The organism is Parafannyhessea umbonata (assembly GCF_900105025.1).
Classification (GTDB): domain Bacteria; phylum Actinomycetota; class Coriobacteriia; order Coriobacteriales; family Atopobiaceae; genus Parafannyhessea; species Parafannyhessea umbonata.
Genome location: NZ_LT629759.1, coordinates 1,253,984 through 1,277,159 on the forward strand (window position 1 = coordinate 1,253,984; position 23,176 = coordinate 1,277,159).

The window sequence follows — 23,176 nt, forward strand, 5'->3', positions numbered from 1 at the left end:
ACCGACGTCATGCGCTTAGCAGAAACGTGCAAGGCAAAGCGTTAGCACTTCGCCCCGGTCATGGCATCAACCATGGCCGGGACGTTCTTCTCGCAAGCTTGCACTTGCCTTTCTTGCACTTGCCTTGCTTGCACTTGCCTTTCGCGCGCGAGACGTCAGCGACTGCGCCCGTGGCCATACCTGCGATAGCGACGGTCGCGACGCCCAAAGATGTTCCTGGACTCCATCGCGTCCGAGCCGTCACCCACCACCACAATCAGAAACAGCAGGCCGCTCACCGCTACGAACAAGAGGTTCTCGACAAACTCCCTGGCGAATTCCATGGTTGCTCCCATCTTTCCGCGCCGCCGGACACGGCGCATTCCCTTTGACGACCATATGGTCTTACAGGGGCGACGGAGCTGCCATAGGCGCAGCTTACGGCCACCTTACGAGTTCGTAAGGTTCGTGCGCAGCGGTGGGCGGGCGGAGCACCAGGGCGCGAGTGCGGTGCGGCACTACCCGCGACGGCGCGCGTCCTCGTTCACGCGGGCGTTCCAGTCCAACGGAATGCAGCCGACGCGCGCGCCGCACGTCACTTCCGACACGGCGTCGTATGCCAGGTCCACGCCGCCGCGGTCGCATACGTACTGCGCAACGCGATCCTCGCAGATGCCTATCCGCCCCGCTTCTGCAATCGCGTCGATGTTGGCCCCCAAGAAGACGAACTCCCAACCCTGGCGCTTGCATGCGCCGACCATGCGTCGCACGCGGTCGTATGTGTAGCTATGGCTCGCGTTCTCGAGCCCGTCCGTTATGACCACAACCACCACGTGCTCCGCGCGCCACCCGTCCGGCTGGCAAGACTGAACCAGCGCCGTATGCTTGATGGCGCCGCCAAGCGCGTCCAGAAGCGCGGTGCATCCGCCCGGCTGGTAGTCGTCCGGACCAAGCGGCTCCACCTCGCTGATGGGACGACGGTCGCACGCGACGCGGGCCTCGTCGCTGAAGAACACCACGGACACGTTGGCTTCGCCGTCCAGGCGCCGGTTCTTCTCGAGCGTGGCATTGAACCCGCCCACGGTGTCGTCTCGCAAGGCATACATTGAGCCGCTCTCGTCCACCACGAAAACCAGCTCCGTCAAACCGGGCCTCACGCGCCCGCTCGGCTCCGGGACGTCGCGGTCAACCCTACCGCCTCCATACCGATTGCGAGTTCCGTTTCCATACCCATGCCGTGACATGATGCGCTCCCTCCTGCGGGCGTCCCACCTCTGGCCTCGTGCTGGCACGAGTCTAGGCGGCGCGAAGGCGCCATGGGTAAACTGCGAGGCTACATAGCAGGACCTTGCAAATCCGCAGGCCAGGGACCCGTTTGCCACATCGCGGCAAACGCAGTGTCATGCCACGCCCAGCAGCTGCTGGCCATGGCAGAAGAGCTCGTAGTTGATGCGATCGACGTCATACACACGATGCGATATAAAGTACTCAACTATCACGTCAAACTTGCTGTTGTGAGCGAGCGCATAGCCGGCACGCGCCAGAAGCGTCTGCGTCTGGTCAAGGTCGAGCTCCAGCGCCACGGCGAGCGCTAGGATCACGCGCTTGCTGGGATTCAGCCTGCCGGATCGCAACTTGCTGAAATACTGGCGCGTCAGGTTCGCGCGGCCGTACACCTGCGCGTCCGTCATCCCGCGCGCGTCGATCATGGAAAGCAGCGTCTCGCTGAACGACGCGTCGAGGTTCGCCAGCAGGTCGTCCAGCTCGTCCCCGAAGACGGCGCCGCCGCCCAGGCATGCCGCGCCCCTGTAGTCCGGTTCCTCAACCGCCACCGCGGGCTCGGCCACTGCCTCGGGCTCCTCGGTCACCGGCGCAGATTCCTCAAGCGCCTCGGGCGGCACCCCTCCGGGCGAGAAGGACTCGTCATCCGTAGTCGCATCCGCATGCCAGCGGCACTCGCGTTTGGGCCGGCGCCTGGGATCGCGACGCTCGGCCTCGTCCACGTAGCGCTGGTCGATGTACTCCTCGAGCCCTAGGTCGAGCGCTCGGGCCTCGCGCGTGGACTCGCGGTCGAAGAGCACGAGGTAGACCTCTATGTCTGCGCGACCATCCGGCACCGCGTCAAACCACGAGCGAATCGCAGTGATTGCGTCCGCAATCGCCATTCCTCTTGGGTAGCCGAAGGCGCCGGAAGAGATCAGCGGGAACGCAACGGAGTTCGCGCCATGCGAAGCCGCCACGTCGAGCGAGTTTTGGTAGCACCGCGCGAGCAGCGATCTAAGGTGCGTCCGCCAACCGGCATCGACGGAGCCTTCCGGCCAGTGCGGGCCCACCGTGTGTATGACCCACCGCGCAGGCAGGTCGAAGCCGGGGGTCGCGATTGCTTTGCCACATTCTACACGGCCGGCCTTGTGACATGCCGCCTCCATGCGGCGGGCACCGGCGGCACGAAAGATCGCGGCAGACGCCCCTCCGTCTGCAGAGAGGCCCTCGTCAGTGGGGCTGACGAGGGCATCGACCCGCATGCGGGTTATGTCTTGGCGAACCAGCGTGAGCGGCATGCTTCCCCCAAAGGCGCGGCATTCGAGCCACGCTCGTACAATGCCCGGCCTAGAAGCCCAGGCTGTCGTTCACCAGGATCACGTGCATGCGGCCAGGGTGATGGTTGAAGCGCGTGATGAGGAAGTTGCAGCAGATGGTGTCCCCGGACTTGCAGTTGGCGCACGCGCCGGTCTTGCAGCACGGCGTGTTCAGGTTGAAGCGCTGCGCGTTGATCGGCGCGGCTACGTTGCGTGCACGCTTGATGGCGCCGTCCAGGTCGCCGCACACCTTGTTCATGCCCACGATGAAGAGCACGTGGCGCGGGCCCTGCGCGATGGCGCTCACGCGGTTGGAGTTGCCGTCGATGTTCACGATCACGCCGTCGTTCGTGATGGCATTCGCGCTTGCGACGAACACGTCCGCGTCATATGCCGCAAGCATGGCGGCGCGCTTGTCCTTCATCTTGTCACGGTCGATAAAGTTGTAGTTGCCGGCGCCCAGGGCATCGGTCAGGCCGATCTCGCGCGCGCTGGTGCAGCCGCCCATGGTGACGGTCGAGCCCTCGCCGATGAACGCGAGCGCCTCCTGGAGCGCCTCCTCCCTGGTGGCCGCATACTCCGCGGTGATGTTCCTTCGGCCAAGGCCCTTGATGACGGTCTGGGCCAAGAGCTCGTTGCGCTTGGTGAGGTTCTGATCCATGGTTGCCTCCAGTGCTCGTGACGCGCCGTCCGCGCGCCGTGCCGTTGCTTGCACACGATTCTACGCGCAGGGCACAGGGCAAGCCGGCCTCTTTCCCACGTGGAATCCGCGATTGGAGAGCTCACAAGGTCGCAAAAGCCATCGCGCAGGTTCTGCCGCCGCGTACAAACAGCGACTCATGGAGAGAAGCCCAAAAACCCAAGCCGCACCAAAATGCGAAGAGCCTGTAACAAGGTGGCCCTTCTCGCGCGCCCGCGGCCGCGCCGCGCGTACCATGCAACGACCCGCCCAAGACGCGGATTCGGTCCGCCGCAAGGCGGCCCACAACCAGGCCAGCAGCCAGATTCACAACCAGACCCACAGCCAGAGGGAGGTGCGCATGAGGAGGGAGGTCCTTTCGGCCGCGTGGCCGGTCATGGTGTCGTACGTCGCCGTCGGCCTGCCGTGCGGCGTGCTCGCCGCGAAGGCCGGCATGGGGCCGCTCCAGAACTTCGTGCTCGCCCTCACGTTCCTTTCCGGAGGCGGGCAGTTCATGATGAGCAACCTGTGGCTCGCCGGCGTCCCTCTGGGCTCGATCGTGGCGTCCGTCGCCGCGGTGTCCACCCGCTTCGCGCTCTACTCCGCCTCGCTCGCCCCCTACCTGGAGCGCTTCGGGCGGCGCAGCGCGCTCGCCATCTCGTGCTGCTACACGGAGGAGGCATACGGCATCACGCTCAATAAGCTCGCGTCGGGCGCCCCGTGGTCCGCGCAAGACGCCCTCGCGCTCAACCTCTGCGTGCAGCTCACGTGGGCCGCGTCGTGCGCGGCCGGCGCGGCACTCGGGACCGTCGTGAACGTCCCCACCGCCATCGCGGGCTTCGCGATGACGTCGCTCTTCATCTACCTGCTGTACGCCCAGCCGCACACCCGCCCCACGGCAGCGGCGGCAGCGGCGGCCGCGGCGGCGGCGCTCACGGTCGCCGCGTGCAAGTGGGCGGGAGCCGCGGGAGTCGCCGTTCCCCTCGCCGCGCTTGTGGGTGTCGCGGCCGGACTTGCCGCGGGGGCGCTTCCCCGTGCGCGCCACGCGCACCACGAAGACCCCAACCACAAGCACCCCGCAGCCACGGCCGCGGCGGCGCACGCGCCCACGGGCGAGAAGGGCGGCCCCCAATGACCCAATCCCAGTTCCTTGTCCTGTGGCTGTCCTCGTTCGCGTTCATCCTGGCGTGCCGCATGCTGCCGGCGCTCGCGCTCCGGGGGCGCCCGCTCTCGCCGCGCGTGACGGAGGCCCTTGGCTACATACCACCGGCAGCGTTCGCCGCGCTCGTCGCAAACGACCTGCTCTCCCCCACCATGTTCGAAGCGGGCGTCTGGCCCGGCCTCATGCCCGTCGCCGCCGCTGGCGTCGTCGTGCTCGTGGCATGGCGTACGCAATCCATGCTGTGGTGCTGCGTCTCTGGCGTCGCGGCGTACGTGCTGCTCTCGCTTATCTAGCGCCGCCGTCACGCGTGCCACCAGCACTACCGCACCGGACACCCGCTGACCCCACCTGCCGGCTGCGCCCGCCGGCCCCACCAACCCGCAACCCACCGCCCGCAAAGGAGACCCGCATGAAAGACCTGCAAGACATCTGCAAGATCGCCGTGGTGCAGTCGCGTCCCAAGCCGTTCGACCGCGACGCCTGCCTCGCCGGCGCCGTCGAGGCAATCGAGCGCGTCGCCCAGGAGCGCCCGAGCAACCTCGTCGTCCTGCCCGAGTTGCTCATCCCCGGCTACCCACACGGTCTGACCTTCGGCTTCGTCGTGGGCGCCCGAGAGCCTGGCAGCCGCGAGCTCTGGAAGCGCTACTACGACGGTTCCGTGGTGGTCGGCGGCCCGGAGTGCCAGGCCTTAGCGGACGCCGCCAGGCGCACGGGGACGTGGGTGAGCGTCGGCGTGTCGGAGCGCGACGCTACGTCCGGAACTCTCTACAACAGCAACCTGGTATTCTCGCCCAAGGGGCGCCTCGACGCGCTCCACCGCAAGCTAAAGCCCACCGGGGCGGAGCGCCTGGTGTGGGGCGACGCGCAGGACCACTACTTCCCCGTGAGCCAGACGCCGTGGGGTCCCATGGGCACGCTCATCTGCTGGGAGAACTTCATGCCCCTCGCGCGCGCCGCGCTGTACCAGAAGGGCGTCAGCATCTACCTCGCGCCCAATACCAACTGCAATCCCGAGTGGCAGGCCACGGTGCAGCACATCGCAATCGAGGGCCGCTGCTACGTGGTAAACTGTGCGCCCTACATCGTGCGCGAGGACTACCCGGCGGACCTCCGCTCAACGGACGAGGTCAGCCGTCTGCCAGAGGTCGTCTACCGCGGCGGCAGCTGCGTGGTCGACCCCGCCGGCCACTACGTTCCCGGCGCGGAGCCCCTGTGGGATACCGACGGCATCCTGTACGCCACGCTCGACATGCAGCAGGTAGCTGCAAGCAAGTGGGAGTTCGACCCCATCGGCCACTACGCCCGACCAGACGCCGTGCGCCTCGAGGTAAACGACATCTAGCCCACGGGCGAGAAGAACCGCGTACGTTATTCCCGCTCATCCGGAACGAAAAACTCCGAAGGAGCTTCCCACGAACGGGAGGTCCCTTCGGGGCAACTGATGTGCGCCACATTTCCCTAAAAGAACCGTCCCCCGCGTATGCGGGGAGCACTCTGCCGCCACCATAGCGACGGCGGTGTTGTCGGGATCATCCCCGCGTAAGCGAGGAGCACTAGCCCAGCTTCAGGTTGTCGAGCATCGTGTAGGGATCATCCCCGCGCATGCGGGGAGCACATCGCCCGCGGGACGTCAGGCGCGATACAGCGGGGATCATCCCCGCGTATGCGGGGAGCACGGGAGCTTGAGCCCCGTGGCGGTGACAGCCCCGGGATCATCCCCGCGTATGCGGGGAGCACGACGAGACGCCGCACGTGACGCTGCCGATGGTAGGATCATCCCCGCGTATGCGGGGAGCACGAGCGACGCGATGGCCTTGGACACATCCAATGCGGGATCATCCCCGCGTATGCGGGGAGCACAGCATCAAGGCCGGCGACAAGAAGAAGGGCGAAGGATCATCCCCGCGTATGCGGGGAGCACATGCCCTCATCCGTGAGTAGCTCCACGGCGTCGGGATCATCCCCGCGTATGCGGGGAGCACTTGGAAGGTGTCGGCGTTGCCGCCAGCGACGGCGGGATCATCCCCGCGTATGCGGGGAGCACTTGCGCCACGCGCTCTACCTTTGGCGTGTACGAGGATCATCCCCGCGTATGCGGGGAGCACTCCAGCAGGTGGGTGAGCTGCCAGTCCGTGGAGGGATCATCCCCGCGTATGCGGGGAGCACATCGACGCGAAGGCCGAGAGTGAAGAGGAATGGGGATCATCCCCGCGTATGCGGGGAGCACACGGACCGCAACCCGAAGGCGACGGACCACTGGTGATCATCCCCGCGTATGCGGGGAGCACTGCCTTTACGAGTGGTCGAACGCCTTAGACGCCGGATCATCCCCGCGTATGCGGGGAGCACCCAAATCCGCCCATATCGCCGCCGATTACGGCGGGATCATCCCCGCGTATGCGGGGAGCACGCTAGATGCCGATGACCGTTAGCTCGTAAATCGGGATCATCCCCGCGTATGCGGGGAGCACCACGACCTTCTGGCGCTCCAGTTCCTTCTTGAGGGATCATCCCCGCGTATGCGGGGAGCACTGTATGTCCTTGCGGTACCTCACCGTCACGCCGGGATCATCCCCGCGTATGCGGGGAGCACCTTGCCAGATGCCACGCACGATGTCACCACCGAGGATCATCCCCGCGTATGCGGGGAGCACACTAGCCCGACTGGGGACGAGAGCTGCACGGCGGGATCATCCCCGCGTATGCGGGGAGCACTCTTGAGACTGATATAGTTCTTGCCAAATGACGGGATCATCCCCGCGTATGCGGGGAGCACAACGTCTCGCTTTCGAACGCGGTGTTCAACGAGGGATCATCCCCGCGTATGCGGGGAGCACGGAACGACCTTCGAAACCGCATCGGAAATGCCGGGATCATCCCCGCGTATGCGGGGAGCACTACGACAAGGCGAGGGCGCACAAGCACGACGCAGGATCATCCCCGCGTATGCGGGGAGCACTCCTCCTGCGAAGGCTCCCCAAACTTTACCTTGGGATCATCCCCGCGTATGCGGGGAGCACGTGCCCTCAAGCTCCGTAGTTGTAAACTCAACGGGATCATCCCCGCGCATGCGGGGAGCACTAGACGCCGACCGAGTCGGTGATCGTGCCGTCGGGATCATCCCCGCGCATGCGGGGAGCACGACTCGCTTAAAAAGTTCGAGTCTACCATGAAGGGATCATCCCCGCGCATGCGGGGAGCACCTGACCTGCCCGTCGGAGAGGGCCTCGTTGAAGGGATCATCCCCGCGCATGCGGGGAGCACGGACACCTCGGCGGAGATGGACGACCTGCCGAGGGGATCATCCCCGCGCATGCGGGGAGCACGAGCCGAGTGGCTGGCACGACGGCGCGCTCGAGGGATCATCCCCGCGCATGCGGGGAGCACGAGCTGAAGCTGGTGACCTGTTGCATGTAGTCGGGATCATCCCCGCGCATGCGGGGAGCACTTGTACGGAAGGTTCTGGACGAAGCTCACGATGGGATCATCCCCGCGCATGCGGGGAGCACGCCACGGCGCGCTTGGTGATGTGGCGAATCGTGGGATCATCCCCGCGCATGCGGGGAGCACCAGAGTTCGAGCGCCAGAAGCTCATCCCCGAGGGGATCATCCCCGCGCATGCGGGGAGCACTCATGCGCGACCAATGGGGTTCGAACGGATTCATGGGATCATCCCCGCGCATGCGGGGAGCACTCACCATGTCATATACGACGTGTGTGAATGTGTGGATCATCCCCGCGCATGCGGGGAGCACACCGACACCGGGGTAGATTGGCACGACCTCACGGGATCATCCCCGCGCATGCGGGGAGCACGCGCCAGCACGGCACACGCCTGGCGTGGCGTCCGGATCATCCCCGCGCATGCGGGGAGCACTGGACTCTACAACGGTTTCGTTCATCTTCTTAGGGATCATCCCCGCGCATGCGGGGAGCACCGCGTATTTCCCAAGTCCCAGAACCTTGTCTAGGGATCATCCCCGCGCATGCGGGGAGCACTTGTTCAGGAACTGCGAGCCCGCCCGCTGTGCGGGATCATCCCCGCGCATGCGGGGAGCACTCGGTGGCCCATGTCGTGGCCCATGAAAAACTGGGATCATCCCCGCGCATGCGGGGAGCACTGCGGACGTGTGACTGGGCGGGCGAGCGCATCGGGATCATCCCCGCGCATGCGGGGAGCACGCAGCCGCGCTCGTGGTGTCGCGCAGGCGGTTGGGATCATCCCCGCGCATGCGGGGAGCACTCCGCCCCGGCGTCATGAGGCCACATAAGCCCGGGATCATCCCCGCGCATGCGGGGAGCACAGTGCGTCATCTGGACGGACAGCTCCTTGCTCGGGATCATCCCCGCGCATGCGGGGAGCACCCAGAGCCGGTGTCGGTGATGCCGCCCGTAGTGGGATCATCCCCGCGCATGCGGGGAGCACATTGGAGACGTCATGAAAAAGTCGGACCTCACGGGATCATCCCCGCGCATGCGGGGAGCACTACACGGACGCAGAGCTTGACCAGATAAAGCAGGGATCATCCCCGCGCATGCGGGGAGCACTGGCGAAAGAGTGCGGGATAAGCCCCAGCGCTGGGATCATCCCCGCGCATGCGGGGAGCACTCATGTGCTCCTTCGTCGGATTGCCCCTCTTCAGGATCATCCCCGCGCATGCGGGGAGCACCAGAGCATCCTGAGCACCCAGACCGCCGCAGAGGGATCATCCCCGCGCATGCGGGGAGCACCCACCCCGCCGCCGCTGCCGTATGCGCTGGTCGGGATCATCCCCGCGCATGCGGGGAGCACACTTCACGAAGTGCATCGCAGCGATAGTAAAGCCCAATTCGTATACGGTTGTCAAGGTTCGGCCAACCAGTAGTTGCTACAACATTTCATATCTGTAGCTACGTGTTGCAGGCAAAGAGCCACCCGCATCCTGGCTACCTGCCATACTTCCTGGCAGCCCTAAACTTGCTAGCGTTGCTCCAACCTGTCGGCGCAGTGCCAAGGAACTTCGCGTCCTCCGTTCCGTTTGGCCTCTTGATCAACTCCACGCCATCGCAGTCGACGGGCTCCCAGTCGGGCTGAAAGGTCCTGAACGCCAGATGCTGCTCATTGTCGGCCGAGTACGCCATAATCGCCCTACCGTTGCGGACCGATTGCAGGATTCTGTCCCACAATCCATCTCGAACCCTCGCAGAGACGTGCCCCACAAACACCCCCGGAGATATCTCCAGCAGCCACATCGTCAGGTCGCCGCGCAGTCCCACTGGGCAGGATGTCAACACAACCACGACCACTGTCAGTCACCCGCCTCCCCCTCGCCGTAGGACCTGCCGGCAGCGACCTCCCCGTTCTTCTCGTCCCAAAGGCCAAGGTGGTTGGCCGCAGGATCAAGCACCTCCTTCCCCGCAAGCACCGCCTTCTCTTTGGGCGACGCGGCGGAAAGCAGCAAATCCTTGATGTCGTCCACCATTCGCTGCAGCAGCTTGAGGTCGCACACCGCGTCGCGCATGCGGCGGCGCGTCTCCGCACCGATATCCTCTGGCCCATCCGCCGCCGTCTTGAAGGCAACGGGAATCGACAGCTCCGCCTTGTAGAGGTCGGCCACGTCGTACACGAAGGACTTCTCGTGCCCCGTATGCACAAACCCCAGGCCGGGCGAGCATCCCACGGACACTATCGCCGCGTGCGCCAGCGCGTACAGACAGACGTGCGCAGCTGAAAGCGCCTTGTTGATCTCCGTAGCGTCATCAAAGTTCGTAGGGTTGTACGTGCGGCGGTCCCACGGCACGCCCGTCTTTTCAGACCACTGCTTGTACACGTGGCGCACACGCACGCCCTCGCGTCCCCTAAGCTGTGCCATCGTGAGCCTGCTGACGTCCTCGCCGGGAAAGCGCATCGAATACATCTGACGCGCAACGACAAGCCGGGTGCGACGGTTTGATACCAACCTTGCCTGCATCTGCAGCATGACGCTCGAATGCGTGAGCGGCTTGCCAAAGGCGTACATCCTCACGCCGTTCTCGCCCACCCAGATGACCGTTGCGCCGCATTGGCCGAGAAGGACCATGGCCCCGTGGGTGATGGCGGCTCCTGGGCCAAGCATCAACACGCTGACGGAGGCCGCGGGCACGTAGGTCGCGCCAGAATCGTCCCGCACCGTTATCGCATTGTCCGAGCGGTTTATCTTGCAGTGCTCGAAGTACAGAAACGAAATGCGGTCCTCCACGCGCACAAGATCGACGATGTCAGGCGGAGGGGCGCCCCTCCGACTCGACCTCCCCATACCGGCAAGCAAATCGGACATGACGCCCCTCCCAATCAAACTATCTATCCAGTTGTGCGACAGCGGCTAGCCAACGGGCATGATCGTCATGAGCCCGCAGCCAAAGCCCTTCGCCCTCCCGATGCCGTGACAGAGCGCCTGCCTCAGGAGCTGCGGGTCCTTCACGACCAGCGCGCCGTCAAACATCGCAGTGTCAATCGTGACCTTCGAGCCGTTGCGCCGGAACTCCTCGGCATGGCGCTGGGACACCACAACGGAGCTCGACCCGTCGGGCTCGCAGGCAAGCTCGAAGCCGTTCCGCGCGGAGCGCGCCTCGAGCCACTCCAGCTGCTGGGCAACCGTGACGTGCCCCTGGATCTTGCCCACGACCGCGGGGTTGTCCCTTCTCCCCTTGTCTGTGGCAACCTTCCTCGCTGGGTTCGCCTTAAGACGAAAGCGCCAGACCTGGCCAGCCACAAGCGCGTCCAGCACGGGAGCGTAATCCTTTGTCTCGCCCGGAGCTGCAGACGGCCAACCACATTGCTCCGCGATGTGCGAGAAGTCCGGTCGCTCTGGGCTGACGACGTAGAGCCAAGTTCCGCCGTGCTGACCGTACGAGTCGACCCTCCACAGGATCCTCCCCTCGTCGCAGTCCCTCGTCGTGCCAGGCGGAAACGCGTTCTCCACCGCGGCGTGCATCCTGTATGGGGAGGCCAGCAGCCTGGCGGCGTCCCTGCGCGCCGTGTTCAGCGGCAGTCTAGAAATGTACAAGGTCCGTCCTCCCCTCTCAGAAGAATCCCATGGGGTCGTGCGGGGGCACCGCCTCGTGCCTCCTGCCAGAGGCGGCACCCACATGGTCCGCGCCCGAAAGCTGCCCCAAAGGCACCCTAAAGCGATAGACGCCCCTGCTGGCATACGTGCGTCCCGCGCCGCTGAAGCTCACGGGATAATCCGTCTGGCTCTCCGCGGGATCGCCCTCGCGCGCATCGCACGCCACCTCGAGCTCGGACAGCCATCTGTGGTTGCGTCGATACCCCTTGGACGCAATCCAGGGCTCCGCCGCAAGCGCCTCCCTTACGCCTACGTACCGGTCAGTCACTCCCATCGAGGGCGACACATCGGGAGGGCAGGAGCGCCTTCCCAGGTAAAGCGGCCAGTGAGGGTTTCTGAGCGCGTGGTCGATGACTTCAAGCTGCTCACGAGGCCCAGCCAGCGCAACGAGGAACTTTGCGTCCGCAAGGTAGTAACGGTAGGAAAGCGGCATCGACTTGCCCCTCCCCTCCGACGGCCTCTCGGTCTGGAAGTCGACCATCAGGCTGCCTGGCTGGTCTGCCCTGACGCCATACTCAAGCTGTGCCAGGTCGTCCAGGACATCCTCCCTCGAGCGTCCAAGAGCGGACGCCAGCATCCCCACGACGCCGCTCTTTGTGGGCTCCGTCCGCGTCGTCCTCCTCACAAAGCGGGAGGAGTCACCCCAGGACTGCATGGGCCCAGAAAGCCTCAGCAAAAGGACCGCCATTACTCCTCACCGGCCTGCACCACATCCAGCACGCGCGCACTGACTTCCTCGAGCATCTGGGGAATCGTCACCTCGCTGCCAAACTCGCGCAGGGCGTCGGTACCTCCGTCGAGCGCGCACCACCACGAATCCACGGGCGCGTCGCCGTACGCCTTCGAGAACTCGCCGAGCTTCTTCGCAAGGGCATCCTCCGCCTGATGGGAAATCGAAACCCCCTCACGCGGGGTGACCGGCTCCTCGAACGCAGAGACGCCGTTGACCGGCTGGTCATCCCTCAGCGCCACAAGCACGGCACTCGGCAACGTACGGTTCGCAAACGTGTTCTGCTTGCCCGTGGGCATGGACCTCACAAATGCCGAGAGGAACGACCTCGCGCCCTCGGCAGTCGCCTTGGCATCGCCCAGCTGCTTGGAGAGCGAGTCAAGGCAGACGGTCGCATACCTGTACAGCGTCGAGGAGTTGAAGCCGATGGTGTCGAGCATTGCCGCACCCGCGTTGTCGTCCGCGGAGCAGTCGTCCACTGCGGTGAAGTAGTCGTACTCCTGGGTCACCTTGTCGACCGATATGGCATGCGCCACCTGGGAGCTCGCGTCGGTGTTGAGGTCTGGGGCATCCGCAAGCATCCTGCCAAACAGCGCGATGTCCAGCGCCTGGGCACCGTGGAACGCGGCAGAGACCTTCTTCTTCAGCTCCTTCGTGGGCTTCGAGATGTCCTCCCCCGCCTCGTGCGCGTCTATCGCGATGCCCGCGAGCTTCGTGACCTCCGAGCGTGCGATGAAGATGAGGTACTGCGAGACTGTCGAACCCGCCTCGGAGCCCGTACGCGTGGACTTCTCGACCTTCACGCCCGTTACCTGCAGAACCGCGCTGGCAAGTCCTTCCGCCTCGTCCGCAAGGTCAGGCCGCTGGGACTTGATCTCGTCGGCTATGAGGCCAACCGCGTGCTTCGTCCTCACGCCAAGCCCCTCGGGGTTCAACGTCTGGGCAAACTCCTCGCGCATCGCGTGCTTCCACGCCTGGCTCGAGACGCGGGAGCGCAGGTAGCCACCATAGATCGCAGTCTTGGGGGTGCCGGTGTCGTCCCTGTTGATGTCGCAAGGGGGAACGTTCTGGATTGCGTAGATGTCTAGGTACATGGTTTCCTCCGTTACTCGTCCGCGTCCTTGGTTGCTTCTTTGTTCCCGTCCGCCGCCCTGTAGTAGTCCTGAGCCCATCTCATGAACACGGCACTTCGGGTCTCGTCAAACTGAATCTGGAACAGGTCCGAGGCAAGCCTCCCAAAGTCAAGCTGGATCACGCTCTTGGATGCCTTCATCAGCTGGACGAGGGCTCGCATCGCGGTCTGCACCCCGTCAAAGTCGTTGGCTGCCTCGACCATGGCCATACGTCTCCGGACCCCCGGAGCGCCGCTGCCGTTCTTCTCCAGCGATATTGCTCGGCACGCGCTTCCAAAGGAAACGTTGCGCTTCACGTCCTTCTGGAGCACCGCGACAGGCACGCTCTTGGACTGTTGGAGCATCGCGTAGTAGCGCAGGGCTGCCTTGACACTGCTCAGCCCCTTCTCCTCCTCGTAGGGACTCAACTCGGGAAATCCCTCAAACAGGTCGTCGCCAATGGACATCCAGGACGTGTCCCGCGACGTGCCAAGCCTTCTCAGGCGAGCGAGGCTCGCCCTCGACGACGAGAGCCCCGCCAGGTAGCCGGACTGCAGCTTCAGCACCTTCCCGTTCGTGCACGCGGCGATCGCGCTCGCAGACCTCTGTATGGACACCCCTCTCACATCCTCTCAGACTCGGCCGCATCCTCGTGCGGTCCAACCTTGCCCTTGCCTTCCTCGGCGGGGCCAGGCCCAATCACCCCAAGCACCTTGTTCAGCTCTGCGGACAGAATGGCCAGGGCCCTTCCGACCGTCATGGAGTCGTGCTCGTCAAAGTACGACCTATCGCTGCTCTCCACGTACTCGCTGGCTGCCGCGCGAATCTTCCGATGCACATCGTCCTTCCACGCCTTGCAGTACTTGCCAACAGGGTCGGTGCCAGAGGGGAATCCCGCCAAGCGAGCCCTGCACATGCCATCGAGCTCCGAATACGCCAGTTCCCTTACGCGCGTCCGCTCCGACATCGCCACAGCCTTCGAGGACTTGTCCCCCGCCGCGCGCTGAATGTTCGACACGCAGTTGACAAGTTTCGACACGGCCTCGTCGGTCTTCTCGATGACCTTCAGAGCCTGGGTGCACTCATTGGAGTCGTGATCAAGAAGAGAAACGCTCAGGTCGAACCTGTCGTCAATGCCATCCGAGAACACGCTGCTCTGCGTTCCGTACTCCATGCCCTGCGTGTGAATCGCGACGGTAGGCATCGCGTCCTGCGAGATGACGTGTTCGTCGCACAGCCTCTCGAACCACCTTACGACGCCAGGACGCGGGTCCCTCCCACTGAAGGAGACTATGGATGCGAGACCGCGCCATGCCTGCCTGGAAGGGTCGTGCGCCTGCGGCATGAGCGGTACGTAAGGAAGTCCCAGCTTCTTCTGCTGCGTCTGGCTCTCCCTCCACGCCGTCATCGGCTCCGACCCGCTGGCATCGATCACGCGGGGGATGTCGCCGTAGCAGCTCACGACGCCGATGACTACCGTTCCCTCTTCGTTGGGAACCAGCCGCATGCGACGGCTCTGCCACGTGTACGACTGCACGGGGCCGTACGGCTCCCCAGGAAGTGGGTCCCTGTGGTCGGGGGTCGTCTCGTCCTTCTCCCATGGCGGAACGTCCTCCTCGCAGCCAACTATGGGGACGCCGCTCCTGCGGTCGTCAAACAGCACCCAGTTGAGCATCAGGGTCTCGAAGAGGCTCTTACCCTCAAGGTAGATGCCACCTTCCGCGCCGAGCATGCCCGTACCCACGGCACCCTTAGGCGCATATGCCTTGCCGGCCTTGGCGCCGGAGTATCCCTTCACGGGAGTCTTGATGCCGGCGGTCGCGTAAGACTGCTGGAAGACAAGGCACCTTGCGGCTTCGGCAAAGCTCAGGCTCTGGAGCCTATTCCTGTCCCTCATGGAGAAAAGAAACTTCTCTTCCTTTGGTACGTCAGCCACCAGCTCGCCGATGCCATCTGGCTCCCTTCCGGCGTACTCGAGTCCAGGTACCTGGTAGAACGGGTGGTGCGCATCAAAGATGTCAAAGCGGTCGCGAAACGTGTCGAGGTACCCGTGGATTGCCTCCAGGTCGAAGTGCCCCCTCTTCCAGATTGCGGCCCACTCCTTCATCAAGGCCGACTCATCGTCGCCATCTGATAAGGGTTGCGAGCGATAGAGCACCGCCAGCAGGAGGCGAATAATGGGCAGCACTTGCTGAGCCTGGTCGCCTTCAATCTCTCGTATCCGCCCTGCATCACGCAGCGCCTCCTCCAGCGAGACGGCACCGAGCTTCCCGTCGATGTAGGCAACCGGTATCCAAGGCTCGTCAACAAGGTTGAAGTGCGCCTCCCTCTGCAGATTCTGCATGCATCCTCCTTCCATTAGATTGACGTCCAGCTTTCAGCCCCGCAGATGCGGGGATCAAATCAACCCGTCAAGCTAATACGGGTCATCCCCAGACCTGGGTCGCCCCAAAATCAATTGCCAATACACCCCCTCCTAAACTCGCTGGGGACCAATCAGGTTCTGGTGCCATCTTATATCTCAACTATTATCTTGAAGTAATTTATTCCTGAACGGTAGCCAATCCTCCGCGACGGGTATACCTCAGCCGTTTGCCAAGAAGCTCGCACTCATACACGCCGGGCTCCGACTCCTCCATGGGCAGCAGCAACCTCCCAGCCAGCCACGGCGACTCCTGCCAGCATCTCACGTAGTTCACGCACCCACGCTCAAGCTCCTCGATGCAACCGTCCAGTTTGTCTGTTGGGCAGATTGATATCGGGAGCCTGACGGCACACTCGGCAAGCAGCAGAGACTCCTCGCGCGAGGGCTCGCATTCCGTCGGCAGCACGGACCCTGCGGCAACGGACCCATTCCCCACCCAGGGGAGAAGGGCGATCTCGCCATCCTGCAGCTTCCTCACCAAGAGCACCTCGATGGTTTCCTGCGTGTCTCGAACGGCCCTGTTGCCGCGGTCGCTATCGCGTGGATCCTCGCCAACCGACATCTTGTCCGCAAGGTTCACGAGGGTCCAGTCGTTCTTCTTCGCATACGCAAGGTCCTGCAGCAGGCACGTCCGAGCACGTTGCACCTTTGCGTCGTTTCTCGCCTTCCGGTCGCGCTGTGCCGTTAGATAGGCCTCTCCCCAGCGCTCTGGTACGATCCGCTCGACCTGGTCGGAGTAGGCTTCCCGAACCAGATGGGGAATGTCGCGCGGAAGCAGAATGTCCGCCCCGGAACACTCGGTCGTCATCCCCAGCACGGAGAGGCTCTCCATGAGAGTCGCCACGTCGTACACGTTCGTCACGCCCTTGGCAAATGTCGGCCTTCCGCCATCGATCGCGTCGATGCCACGAACGTAGCAGCACGCCTCGCGCAGCATCTTGGGCCTCTCGCACTCGTCCTCTCCCCTCTTGTGCCGATGGGTCCTGCCAAGCCGCTGCAGCAGCAGGTCGATGGGGGCAACGTCCGTCACAAGCAGGTCAAAGTCGATGTCCAGGGACTGCTCCAAAACCTGAGTGCCCACAACAATGCGCGTATGCGGGCGCCGCCCATTCCCAACACTCGCGGCGGGACCAAGCTCGCTGCGCAGCACCTCCTCCGTACTCATTCGGTCAAGGTCGATAAACCTCGAGTGGTCCAGCGTCACAACGTCTTCGCCAAATACCTCGGCAAGGGCACGCTCCGCCTCCTGAGCACGCCCCACGGTGTCGCAAATCACTCCCGCGCATCCGCCGTCGCGCAGCCTATCCCGCAGCAACTCGACCAAGGTGTCAACGGAGTCGTCAATCAACTTCAGCGACACGGGCACGCTTCGGCTGGATGCCTCCGCACCCACGCACAGGGCTTTGGTGCCGTCCGTATAGGTGATCTGGGGATACCCAACGTGCGGAACACTTGCCTTGGCCGGCGCCGCCGCTCCAGCTGATGCCGCCACGCCCTGCTTCTTCCTCAGGTAGGCGGGGGTCTTCGTCGCATGACGTTGCTCTCCTCCACCAGGCGCCGACGCCTTCTCGGACAGCCTTCTTCCCGACAGGTATGCCTCCACCATGCGCTCGCGCTGCCCGTCCGGAAGCGTCGCAGAAAGCAGCACCGTCGGGACCCGCCAATAGCCAAGCCACTGCAGGATCACATCCAGATACTGCCTCATGTACAGGTCGTACGCGTGACACTCGTCAACCACCACAGCCTTGTTGGCCAGCGCAAGCTGCCTTAGCGAGAGGTGCCTCATGTGGAGCGCGCCCATCAGCACCTGGTCGACGGTACACACAACAAAGTTCGACAGCATGCCCTTCTTCCGGCCGTACATCCACGCGGAGACCGTCGCACCCTCAGACTCGAACTCGCGCGCATCACCCTCGCGAGCATTTCCCACAAGGCTCCTATGCCGCCGGGACTCCCTCACGAGTCCCTGGAACTCCTCGTTCAGGCCCGCCTTGCCGTGCGCAAGATAGATGTCCTTCTCCTCGAGGCTCCCGTCGCGCGGAAGCCTGTCGAGCCACTTGCGCACGCGCGCGAACATCGCGTCCGTCGTCGCCATTGTGGGCAGCGCCACGCAGACGCCGCCCAGTCCCCGGCGGTACGCCAAGAGCTCCGCGGCAACCAACGCGGCCTCCGTCTTGCCCTCGCCCATAGGCGCCTCGATCACCAGCAGACCGGGGTCCTTCGCATCCCATGCAACCTGCTCGGCAGCCCTTTGTATGGGCCTCGGCTCAATGCCGGCAGGCAGGCCAAACCTATGGCAGAAGAACTCCCCAAACGGCTCCACACAGGGCCTCTGCTCCGACCATGGCGCAGGAATATGCGCCATGGCCCAGGCGCGCTCCAGCCTGCGGCGCAGCGTCGCAACGTCCATGCCGTCGTCCACGTCGCAGACGTCGAGCAGCTCAAACAGGTCGCTATCGCTCGCCAGCCAGTCGCTGATGATCACCATACCCGTAAGCAGGCTCTCCACCGCAACGTCAAGCCTTAGCCGCACAAGGCGGCCAAGCCGCTCGTCGTCAATCTTCGCAAGCCACGCGGCATAGCCCACGAGCTCGTCCTGGGCTTCCTCCCAGGCCTCGTGACCTTCTCCGCCCCACCCCAGCGCGAGCAGGTCATGACTGCCGTCACGCAAGCGCGTCCGCGCGGGAAAGTTCCCATGGTGGGCGCCAACGATGCTGGAAAGCGATCGCACCCCAGATGCTCCGCAATCCGGGGCGACGTGCCGGGCAAGGTACTTCTCCAGAATCAGCTCTCCGGCAATTGGATGCGTAGGGTCCCGCTTCCCCACCAGGTCACGATTCAGCACGAACCCCGCACGTTCGGGCTTCCAGGCTATGCCACGGTTATCGCTCCAGCCAAACGGCACGCCCTTCGCCTGGAACACCGGCGTCGCCTTCCCAACGTCGTGCGCGCCCGCGAGGAACACCAGAAGGGACCTGGCCAATGCTTCGTCCCCGCCATCCTCACCGCCGACCGCCCGAGCGACAACCTCCCTCGTCGCCTCAGGAAGCCAGCAATCCCACAGTCTGCCAGCCACCCCAGCGGCGTCAGCCAGGTGCACGTACAGCGGGAGCCAGCACTCACCCTCACCGTAATCCGACTTGCCCCACAGCGACCTCGCCGCCGCGGACAAGTTTCCAAACCCATCGGAACCCGTCATGGTCTCGTCCCTTTTGCGCCCGCAAAGTCGGCGCACACGCCATTGCCAACTGTCCCCCTAGACTGTGACACATCGAGTGGACATTAATTCGGGACGAGAAGAACTTCTCCGCGTCTGGTGGCGGCGGCAACTTCGGCCTTCGATCTTCTCGACATGCGTCGTTATGACCAGCAGTACAGAAAGCTCGGCGCAGGGATCGTTGGACCTGTAAAAGCATCGGGACCAAGGCCGAAGCCATTGGTCCCGATGCATCGGCAACGCCTATTGCCTGGTGTGAATCCACACTCCGAGTGCAACGGAATATCGCAAGGTAGGCGGCCCATCGCCGTCCCAACATGGTGCTTGCGAACAGTCACGAGGAGGTGGCGATGGACCGCTACGGCCATCTTGGCATCACCGAGCGCGAGGATATCATGCTGCTCTGGCGCGACGGGGAGGGCGTCAGCCAGATCGCGCGCGAGATCGGCAGGGACAAGTCGACGGTGTCGAGGGAGATGCGCCGCAACGGCTGGGCGAACCCCAGGACGGACAGGCCCTCCTACCGGGCCTCGACGGCGCAGAAGAGGGCGAGGTGCCGCAGGCCGCACCTGCTGGACGACCCCGGGACCAGGGCGCTCGTGGCGCGCCTCGTGCGCGACGAGAAGTGATCCCCCGAGCAGGTCGCCGGCAGGCTCGCCAGGGAGGACCCCGTGCGCTCGGTGAGCGACACGACGACATGCCGCGCGATCGCCAGGGGCGACCTCGACCGGGAGATGCCGGGCGGCCGGCGCGGCGCTTCCTCAGGCACCACGGCAGGAGGCGCCACGCGTCGGGCAAGCCCAAGGGCGCGTACGGGGCGCACGTCACGCACGAGATGTTCGAGCGCCCGCCCGTCGTGGCGCGCAGGTCCCGCATCGGGGACTGGGAGGGGGACACCGTCGCCGGCTGCGAGGGCGGGGCGTGCCTGGTGACGCAGGTCGACAGGAGGTCCGGCTACCTCATGGGCGGCAAGGCGGCCCACAAGACGAGCGCCGAGGTGGGAGGGGCCACCATGGGCTCCCTCGCCGGGATGGTGGTGCGCTCCATCACGGTCGACCGCGGAAGCGAGTTCGCGTGCGCCACGAGCCTGCAGGAGGGCCCGGGCGCGCCCGTCTGCCTCTGCGACTCCCACCAGCCGTGGCAGAGGGGCACCAACGAGAACACCAACGGGCTCCTGAGGGACTGGTTCCCGAAGGGAGAGGAGCCTCGACGACGTCACCGACGAGGAGGTCCGGGAGGCGTACGATTCCCTCAACCACAGACCCCGCAAGCGCCTGGCGTGGAGGTGCCCCTGCGAAGTTTACTCTCGCCGATCGTTGCACTTGCTGTGAGGATTCACAACGGAAACTGCTAGCGAAGACAGCGAATCGCTCATTAATACTCTTTGCAAAGACTATTGTCTGCATCGCCTGAAGGCTTGAAGTAATCAATGAACCAGTCGGACACTTGTAAGGTAGCCCTGTAAAACTGAAGCGCTCTTCTTGGCGTTACATTGTCATTATCTCCATGGGCTATTCTTCCGCGTTCCTTAACCATTGAACCTATTTCTGCTGATAGATCAATTGTATCCTTTCCGTTTGCCATATAACTTAAAAAAGCTCCACTTGCTACATTTGAAATCGATGACAGGATTCTCTTTAGATTATCGGGGTTTGGATTCTGCCATTTCTTGTACTGACTACGGGCATAGTCGGAAACAACAGATTCAGAATGACGCTCAATAAAGCATAGTATGCATGAGCTGGAAGTAACCTCCAGATGTCCTGAGCAGCGAATGACGAGAAGCTTTGCAAGATTTGAGACAACATCATCGTTGCAACTCTCCCGCTGCTCCAGCAATGATTGTACAAGACACTCCAGATCATCGAGACGCTGCATCGATTGCCGGACTTCATAGGGTGGCCATTCTTGTACTTCTGTCATTAGCTTAATGCCTTGCAAACTAATGAAATTCTTTTATGTACCTGAGCTTCATCCGAGGTAGCGCTGGTGACCGAATCAACATACTCTTTATTACGGTTAAGCCTATCTAATAGTTGGCGTATAGAACTAGCATTAAGCCCATTTCCATCATGCAGTGCATGCATGCAGCCAATCATTATTGATTCTGCCCGCGCGGTATTTAACTGCTTGCGATCAGTCATAAAGAAAGGGTGTGACACATCGCTTGCAGCGATAATATCCGCTGTTTTATCAAACAGACCCAAGGCTGTTGTTAATTCAGACTGAGAGGCATCACGGTATTTATCGGCAAAGCTGTTGAGGAACCCCCCAAGGGGTTTCGTGTAGGACTGTTCCTCTAGATATAGTGCGATGATTCGTAATACCAACTCATGGTCTCTGAACCGTTTATTCAACTGCACGGATCCATACAGCTTGCGCCAGGATGGCCTAATATTTGAGCAGTCCACAAGATTCATCAGCTCGCCATTGTATAGTGCCATGCGAATTTCATGTGGCGTAAGTTGCGTACCTCCAGAATTCAAACGCTTGAATACATCGTATACAGCATTTTTTGATTCAGGCCTGTTGTCCAGCACGATTACAGTGGTGGTAATATATGTGTTATCTATTATTCGGCGATATTGCTCCGGTAGTTCATCATATGAAAGGCCATCGAATTTCGATCCAGCTAGTCTAAGCCGGTATTTTTTATCACCATTAAAACCGGAATAGAAACGCCTAAGCGTCTCAAGGCGCTGCTGGCCATCGAGGACAAGAAGACGCCTGTCTGCCTGCTGTACAAGAAATAAACCCGGAATTGGATATTCGAGTAGAAGAGATTCAACGAAAAGATCCATTTGCTTTTTATTCCAAACAAATCCCCTTTGAAAGGAGTTGAGATCACAGACGCCCTGCTCTGCAGATGTCATTCGTATGCGAGGAACCAGAATATCTTTATTCTCCAGTCGGCCCACAAGCCCTTTGACATCAAAATCTTGGCTCCGAAACGTAATGGGTGCGGCCGCCGGCTGCGGTTCTTCAAGTTCTTCTTTTTCTTCGGGAGTAAGATACGTCTCGTCGCCTTCGTAATCAATGTTGGTCATTCGGCTCCTCCAGCCTTGTATTAAGTAGCGAATCGCAGAAGGCCGCTCAATGCGGATGCGGCTCTGAAATCTGAGCTACGAGCCATACGTTTGCCCCTCCATCATTCTAACCTTTTGAATAGCCGACCAGCGTACGGACAGAGCATGCTGTCTCGGATGTGTTTAGTCAAGCCTGGCTTTCGGTTTTGAGCATGGATTTCTTTCGGGTCCGTGCACGAAAGTTTTTCGGGTTTCGTCACGGGCCCGCCGGCGCCTCCCTACCTTCCCGACTTCCCGAGCATCAGGCTCTCCTCCAGCCTGTGGCTCGGGCCCCCGAACTCCACGAGCCTGCCGTGGTGCGCGACGCGGTCGACGATCGCCGCTGCGAGCTTGTCGTCCGCGAAGACGGTGCCCCACCTGCCGGACTCGACGTTGGCGGCGGATATGACGCTCCTCCTCTCGTAGCTCTCGGATATCACCTGGCAGGGCAGCCTCGCCCCGTCCACGTCGAAGGGCGCGTAGCCGAATTCGTCCAGGACCAGGAGCCTCGCCTTGGCCACGTCGGCGAGCAGCCTGTCGAGCGTCCCCTCGCGCTTGGCCTTGCCCAGCCGCGGCACCAGCTGGGCCGTCTGCCAGAACCCCGCGGGGTAGCCCGCGGACGTCGCGGCGATCCCGAGCGCGGTGGCCATGTGGGTCTTCCCGCGCCCCGTCTGCCCGTAGAACACGAGGTCCTCCGCGTCGCGCACGAACGCCAGGGAGCACATGTCCTCGCGACCCCAGTCGTCGGGGAACGCCACATTCGACCAGTCGAACCCCTCGATCGACTTCGGCACGGGGAACCTCGCCTGCCTGAGCAGGCGCGCCCGCTTCGCCCTGTCGCGGTGGGCGATCTCCGACTCGAGCATCGACGTGCATGCCGCGACCTGGCCGGGCGTCGCGGAGCCGAGGAAGGCGGCGATGGTGTCGCCGGATATGAAGAGCGCCCTGGCGGCGTCGCGGAAGGCCGCCTGCGCGGCCTCACGCTCCGAGCTCGTCTGCGGCATGGCGGTCGCCTCCCTCGAGCAGCCTCAGCGCCCCGTCGTAGACGCCCAGGTCGACCTCCTCGTCGTACTCGATGTTGATTTTCAATAGGAACTGCGCGGATGTCGCACGGGGACCTGACCACCGTACGCATCGGGAATT

20 protein-coding genes and 1 CRISPR repeat array are annotated in these 23,176 nt (G+C 63.2%); of the genes, 5 read left to right on the plus strand and 15 right to left on the minus strand.

The window, feature by feature from the left end; genetic code table 11:
* Positions 1-155: 155 nt before the first annotated feature.
* From BLT96_RS05710 to BLT96_RS05725, 4 genes are all read right to left on the minus strand, one after another.
* Positions 156-323 (minus strand): hypothetical protein, encoded by a 168-nt coding sequence (locus BLT96_RS05710; protein WP_157692168.1) that lies wholly within the window; start codon positions 321-323, stop codon positions 156-158.
* A 174-nt stretch (positions 324-497) separates the two neighbouring features.
* Entirely contained in the window at positions 498-1,124 is a 627-nt protein-coding gene (locus tag BLT96_RS05715) for a vWA domain-containing protein (protein ID WP_090862437.1), read from the minus strand.
* Between the two features lie 255 nt (positions 1,125-1,379).
* Complete coding sequence (locus BLT96_RS05720) at positions 1,380-2,540, minus strand: macro domain-containing protein (protein ID WP_090862440.1); 1,161 nt, start codon at positions 2,538-2,540, stop codon at positions 1,380-1,382.
* A 49-nt stretch (positions 2,541-2,589) separates the two neighbouring features.
* On the minus strand, positions 2,590-3,219 hold the full coding sequence (locus BLT96_RS05725; RefSeq protein ID WP_090862443.1) for a lactate utilization protein: 630 nt from the start codon (positions 3,217-3,219) through the stop codon (positions 2,590-2,592).
* Positions 3,220-3,598: 379 nt separating this feature from the next.
* On the opposite strand from BLT96_RS05725, the gene BLT96_RS05730 reads away from it, so the two are divergent.
* The 3 genes from BLT96_RS05730 to BLT96_RS05740 all read left to right on the plus strand — a co-directional run bounded on the left by BLT96_RS05730 (position 3,599) and on the right by BLT96_RS05740 (position 5,741).
* Positions 3,599-4,372, plus strand: coding sequence for an AzlC family ABC transporter permease (locus BLT96_RS05730; protein WP_197674325.1), 774 nt, complete (start codon positions 3,599-3,601; stop codon positions 4,370-4,372).
* Complete coding sequence (locus tag BLT96_RS05735; protein WP_090862446.1) at positions 4,369-4,692, plus strand: AzlD domain-containing protein; 324 nt, start codon at positions 4,369-4,371, stop codon at positions 4,690-4,692. Before BLT96_RS05730 ends, BLT96_RS05735 begins: the two co-directional genes overlap by 4 nt.
* Before the next feature lie 116 nt (positions 4,693-4,808).
* Positions 4,809-5,741 (plus strand): carbon-nitrogen hydrolase family protein, encoded by a 933-nt coding sequence (locus BLT96_RS05740; RefSeq protein ID WP_090862449.1) that lies wholly within the window; start codon positions 4,809-4,811, stop codon positions 5,739-5,741.
* Positions 5,742-5,924: 183 nt separating this feature from the next.
* Positions 5,925-9,191: direct repeats of the CRISPR family, unit length 29 nt; unit sequence GGGATCATCCCCGCGCATGCGGGGAGCAC.
* Between the two features lie 134 nt (positions 9,192-9,325).
* Here the strand turns inward: BLT96_RS05740 and cas2e are convergent.
* From cas2e to BLT96_RS05780, 8 genes are all read right to left on the minus strand, one after another.
* Positions 9,326-9,685 carry a type I-E CRISPR-associated endoribonuclease Cas2e gene (gene cas2e, locus BLT96_RS05745; protein ID WP_090862453.1) on the minus strand — a complete coding sequence of 120 codons (360 nt, stop codon included), beginning with the start codon at positions 9,683-9,685 and terminating at the stop codon, positions 9,326-9,328.
* Between the two features lie 2 nt (positions 9,686-9,687).
* The gene (gene cas1e / locus BLT96_RS05750; RefSeq protein WP_090862456.1) at positions 9,688-10,695 is read right to left on the minus strand and encodes a type I-E CRISPR-associated endonuclease Cas1e; all 1,008 of its coding nucleotides are present in this window, start codon (positions 10,693-10,695) and stop codon (positions 9,688-9,690) included.
* Between the two features lie 45 nt (positions 10,696-10,740).
* Positions 10,741-11,424 (minus strand): type I-E CRISPR-associated protein Cas6/Cse3/CasE, encoded by a 684-nt coding sequence (cas6e, locus tag BLT96_RS05755; RefSeq protein WP_090862459.1) that lies wholly within the window; start codon positions 11,422-11,424, stop codon positions 10,741-10,743.
* Positions 11,425-11,440: 16 nt separating this feature from the next.
* Complete coding sequence (cas5e, locus tag BLT96_RS05760; protein ID WP_090862462.1) at positions 11,441-12,172, minus strand: type I-E CRISPR-associated protein Cas5/CasD; 732 nt, start codon at positions 12,170-12,172, stop codon at positions 11,441-11,443.
* Positions 12,172-13,308: a type I-E CRISPR-associated protein Cas7/Cse4/CasC gene (cas7e, locus tag BLT96_RS05765; RefSeq protein WP_090862465.1), complete on the minus strand. Its 1,137-nt coding sequence runs from the start codon at positions 13,306-13,308 to the stop codon at positions 12,172-12,174. Before cas7e ends, cas5e begins: the two co-directional genes overlap by 1 nt.
* Positions 13,309-13,319: 11 nt before the next feature.
* A complete protein-coding gene (casB, locus tag BLT96_RS05770; RefSeq protein WP_090862468.1) occupies positions 13,320-13,943 on the minus strand; it encodes a type I-E CRISPR-associated protein Cse2/CasB in 624 nt (207 codons plus the stop codon).
* 5 nt (positions 13,944-13,948) lie between these two features.
* Positions 13,949-15,670, minus strand: coding sequence for a type I-E CRISPR-associated protein Cse1/CasA (gene casA, locus BLT96_RS05775; protein WP_157692169.1), 1,722 nt, complete (start codon positions 15,668-15,670; stop codon positions 13,949-13,951).
* A gap of 199 nt (positions 15,671-15,869) precedes the next feature.
* Entirely contained in the window at positions 15,870-18,950 is a 3,081-nt protein-coding gene (locus tag BLT96_RS05780) for a CRISPR-associated helicase/endonuclease Cas3 (RefSeq protein WP_090862474.1), read from the minus strand.
* A gap of 368 nt (positions 18,951-19,318) precedes the next feature.
* Between BLT96_RS05780 and BLT96_RS05785 the strand changes: the two genes are divergently transcribed.
* On the plus strand, positions 19,319-19,597 hold the full coding sequence (locus BLT96_RS05785; RefSeq protein ID WP_157692170.1) for a helix-turn-helix domain-containing protein: 279 nt from the start codon (positions 19,319-19,321) through the stop codon (positions 19,595-19,597).
* A gap of 68 nt (positions 19,598-19,665) precedes the next feature.
* On the plus strand, positions 19,666-20,322 hold the full coding sequence (locus tag BLT96_RS05790) for an IS30 family transposase (protein WP_090862480.1): 657 nt from the start codon (positions 19,666-19,668) through the stop codon (positions 20,320-20,322).
* Between the two features lie 20 nt (positions 20,323-20,342).
* On the opposite strand, the gene BLT96_RS10570 is transcribed toward BLT96_RS05790, so the two are convergent.
* The 3 genes from BLT96_RS10570 to istB all read right to left on the minus strand — a co-directional run bounded on the left by BLT96_RS10570 (position 20,343) and on the right by istB (position 23,037).
* Positions 20,343-20,891: a HEPN domain-containing protein gene (locus BLT96_RS10570; protein ID WP_157692171.1), complete on the minus strand. Its 549-nt coding sequence runs from the start codon at positions 20,889-20,891 to the stop codon at positions 20,343-20,345.
* A complete protein-coding gene (locus BLT96_RS05795; RefSeq protein WP_090862483.1) occupies positions 20,891-22,015 on the minus strand; it encodes a DUF262 domain-containing protein in 1,125 nt (374 codons plus the stop codon). The genes BLT96_RS10570 and BLT96_RS05795 overlap by 1 nt, the downstream gene beginning before the upstream one ends.
* A 257-nt stretch (positions 22,016-22,272) precedes the next feature.
* Positions 22,273-23,037, minus strand: coding sequence for an IS21-like element helper ATPase IstB (gene istB / locus BLT96_RS05800; RefSeq protein WP_090862487.1), 765 nt, complete (start codon positions 23,035-23,037; stop codon positions 22,273-22,275).
* Positions 23,038-23,176: the final 139 nt, after the last annotated feature.